Annotated in this window: 3 protein-coding genes and 1 pseudogene; all 4 read left to right on the top strand. The window is 68.6% G+C overall.

Annotation, left to right across the window (positions count from 1 at the left end):
- A pseudogene (locus tag G3N93_RS36185) lies at nucleotides 1-604 on the top strand (error-prone DNA polymerase); the annotation flags it as partial.
- 324 nt (nucleotides 605-928) lie between these two features.
- Complete coding sequence (locus tag G3N93_RS36180; protein WP_174937806.1) at nucleotides 929-1,663, top strand: GntR family transcriptional regulator; 735 nt, start codon at nucleotides 929-931, stop codon at nucleotides 1,661-1,663.
- 98 nt (nucleotides 1,664-1,761) lie between these two features.
- The gene (nagA, locus tag G3N93_RS36175) at nucleotides 1,762-2,865 is read left to right on the top strand and encodes an N-acetylglucosamine-6-phosphate deacetylase (protein ID WP_041492962.1); all 1,104 of its coding nucleotides are present in this window, start codon (nucleotides 1,762-1,764) and stop codon (nucleotides 2,863-2,865) included.
- On the top strand, nucleotides 2,858-3,646 hold a 789-nt coding region (locus G3N93_RS36170; protein ID WP_206135157.1), incomplete at its 3' end, for an SIS domain-containing protein. The genes nagA and G3N93_RS36170, both read left to right, overlap by 8 nt.

Genomic DNA, 3,646 nt, shown 5'->3' with positions numbered 1-3,646 from the left:
CCTCGCACGCCGCGCGCAACTCGAACGCCGCGATCTCGAAGCGCTCGCCGCCGCGAACGCGCTCGCGACGCTCGCCGGCCATCGCCGCGATGCGCTGTGGCAAGCGGTTGCAGCCGCCCCCGAACGCGACCTGCTCGCGACCGCACCGATCGACGAATCCGAGAAGCCCGCGCTCGGCGCGCCGTCGGAAGCCGACGACATCCTCGCCGACTATCACACCACCGGCCTCACGCTGAACCGCCACCCCGTCGCGCTGCTGCGGCCCGAGCTGCGCGCGCGGCGGCTGTCGTCCGCGGCCGAATTGCACGACCGCCCCGACGGCCGGCTCGCGCGCGCATGCGGGCTCGTGACCGCACGGCAGATGCCGGGCACCGCGAAAGGCGTGATGTTCATGACGCTCGAGGACGAAACGGGCTGCGTGAACCTGATCGTCCGGCCCGAGCTGCTCGCGCGGCAGCGCCGCGAAACCCTTGATTCGCGGCTGCTCGCCGCGTCCGGCGTGTGGCAGGTCGCGAGCGACGTGAGGCACCTCGTCGTGCAGCATTTCGAGGATCTGACGCCGCTGCTAGGCGGCCTGCGCACATCGAGCCGCGAATTCCACTGATGCACCGGCGCACGCCGCCGAACGCGCGGTGCCTCGTCATCCATGCATACCAGTCGGCTCAACTGGTTCTATTCAGGTCTTATATTCGCGCCCAAAACCCGGCCGAACCGCGTACAGGAACTGTCCCCTTGCATACCAATTCGGGTAAATCCCTATCCCGTACTTCGTTGTAAACAAAGGGTTTGTGAGTACTAAAACGCTTGCCGGGCAAGGCTTTCGGCGATTTTCACACCGCTAATACCAGTTCGTTGACTGGTATTATTGTGGTTATATAATGCCCTCACTTTCGACGGCCTGCGGTCGTCGTCCGACACCCGGAGGCACATGGAAACCGGCTGGCCCGAACTGGCGCCCGATCCCCTCAGCGACACGCCGCTTTATCTGCAGCTCGCCCGCAACCTGGCGAGCGCGATCCACGCCGGCGCGTGGCGAGCCGGTGAGGCGCTGCCGTCGGAACGGCTGCTGTCGGTGTCGGTCGGCGTGTCGCGGATCACGGCCCGTCGCGCACTCGCGCTGCTGGTCGAGCAGGGGCTGATCAAGCGGGCGCGCGGGGCGGGCAGCTTCATCACGCCGCGTGTCGCCGATCCGCTGTCGCGTCTCGTCGGCTTCACCGCGAAGATGCAGCAGCGCGGCTTCGTGCCCGATTCGGTGTGGCTGTCGCGCACGCTGCGCGCCGCAAACCGCGACGAGATCACGCGTCTCGGCCTCGCGCCCGGCGCGACGGTAGCGCGGCTCGAACGGCTGCGCCGCGCGGACGGCATCGTGATGGCGGTCGAGCACTCGACGCTGCCGGCCGCGGTGGTGCCCGATCCGCAGGTGCTCGGCGCGTCGCTGTACGAATACCTTGAAGCGCGCGGGATGACCGTCGTGCGCGCATTGCAGCACTTTCGCGCGGCGAACGCGACCCACGCGATCGCGAAATGGATGGCGGTGAAGCCGGGTTCGGCCCTGCTGGTGATCACGCGGATCGGCTACGGTGCCGACCAGCGCGCGATCGAAGTGAGTGAAACGTATTGCCGCGACGATTACTACGACTTCGTCGCCGAACTGAAACGCTGACGCGCGAGACTGCCCGCGCGCGACACGCGTGAAGCAACGACACGGATTTGCAAATCACGACGCGGATGCCCGCGTCACCAGATCATCAAGAGAACGTCATGCTGACTGGAAACATCCTTACCCCCGACGGCTGGATTCACGGTTCGCTCGATAGCGAGAACGGCCGCATCACGACCCTCGACGGCAAGCCCGTCGATCCCGCGAAGAACGACGCGCCTTACATCCTGCCCGGCTTCATCGACCTGCACGTGCACGGTGGTGGCGGCGCCGACGTGATGGAAGGCGGCGACGCGATCGAGACGATCGCCCGCACGCACGCGCAATTCGGCACGACGAGCCTGCTCGCGACGACGATGACCGCGCCGCGCGACGAACTGATGAAAGTCGTCGGCAACCTCGGCAGCGTCGCGCGCACCCGCACGCCGGGCGGCGCGCGCGTGCTCGGCGTGCACCTCGAAGGCCCGTACATCAACCCCGGCAAGCTCGGCGCGCAGCCCGACGCGGCCGTGTCGGCCGTGCTCGACGAAGTGCTGAAGTACCTGTCGATCGCGCCGATCCGCGTCGTCACGCTCGCGCCGGAAATCGCCGGCCACATCGAGATCATCGGCGAGATGGCCGCGCGCGGCGTGCGCGTGCAGCTCGGCCATTCGCTCGCGACCTACGACGACGCGGTGGCCGCGCTCAAGCACGGCGCATGCGGTTTCACGCACCTGTTCAACGCGATGTCGCCGCTGCATCACCGCAACCCGGGCCTGGTGGGCGCGGCACTTGCTCACGCCGAATACGCGGAAATCATCCCCGATCTGCTGCACGTCCACCCGGGCGCGATTCGTGCTGCGCTGCGCGCGATCCCGCGCCTGTACGTCGTGACCGACAGCACGTCCGCAACGGGCATGCCCGACGGCGAATACCGGCTCGGCAGCCAGCACGTGACGAAGTGCCTCGGCGGCGTGCGCCTCGCCGACGGCACGCTCGCCGGCAGCACGCTGACGATGGACCAGGCGCTGCGCAACCTCGTGTCGCTCGGCCTGCCGATCGCCGACGTGTCGAACCGGATGTCGCGCTACGCGGCCGACTACCTCGGCGTCACCGATCGCGGCCGCCTCGAGCGCGGCGCATGGGCCGACCTCGCGGTGTTCGATCGCGACCTGAACCTCACCGCGACCTATGTCGAAGGAGAATCGATTGTCGAATATGCTTAAGGAAGCGCGCGAGTCCGCCCAGGTCGTCGCCGCGCAGATCGCCGACACCACGCGCGTCGAAGCGCTCGCCGGCCAATTGCTCGATCACCCGCCGGCCGTCGCGCTGACGGTCGCGCGCGGCAGCTCGGATCACGCCGCGAGCTATTTCGCGAGCCTGACGATGAGCCGCCTCGGCGTGCCGGTCGCGTCGCTGCCGATGTCGGTCGCGACGCTGCAGCAGGCGCCGCTGAAAGTGCAGGACCAGCTCGCGATCGCCTTCTCCCAGTCGGGCAAGAGCCCCGATCTCGTCAACACGATGGCCGCGCTGCGCGAAGCCGGCGCGCGCACCGTCGCCGCCGTGAACGTGCTGCCGTCGCCGCTCGCCGATGCATGTGAACACCAGTTGCCGCTGCTCGCCGGCCCCGAACTGTCGGTGGCCGCGACCAAGAGCTATATCGCGATGCTGTCGCTGTCCGCGCAGATCGTTGCCTTCTGGCAGCGCGACGCCGCGCTGATGACCGCGCTGCGCGGCCTGCCCGACGTGCTCGCGCAGGCCGGCCAGCTCGACTGGTCGCAGGCCGTTGCCGCGCTGGCCGGTGTCGAGCGGATGATCGTGATCGGCCGCGGCCTGGGCCTCGCGATCGCGCAGGAAGCCGCGCTGAAGCTGAAGGAAACGTCCGGCATCCAGGCCGAGGCGTTCTCGAGCGCCGAAGTCCGCCACGGCCCGATGGAGCTGATCGACCGCGACTATCCGCTGCTCGTGTTCGCGCCGCCGGGGCCCGAGCAGGCCGGCCTGCTGCAA

Source organism: Burkholderia sp. Se-20378 (assembly GCF_017104665.1).
GTDB classification, from domain to species: domain Bacteria; phylum Pseudomonadota; class Gammaproteobacteria; order Burkholderiales; family Burkholderiaceae; genus Burkholderia; species Burkholderia lata.
Note: the sequence above shows the minus strand (reverse complement) of the source record. Positions and strands in the feature narration are given on the sequence as shown.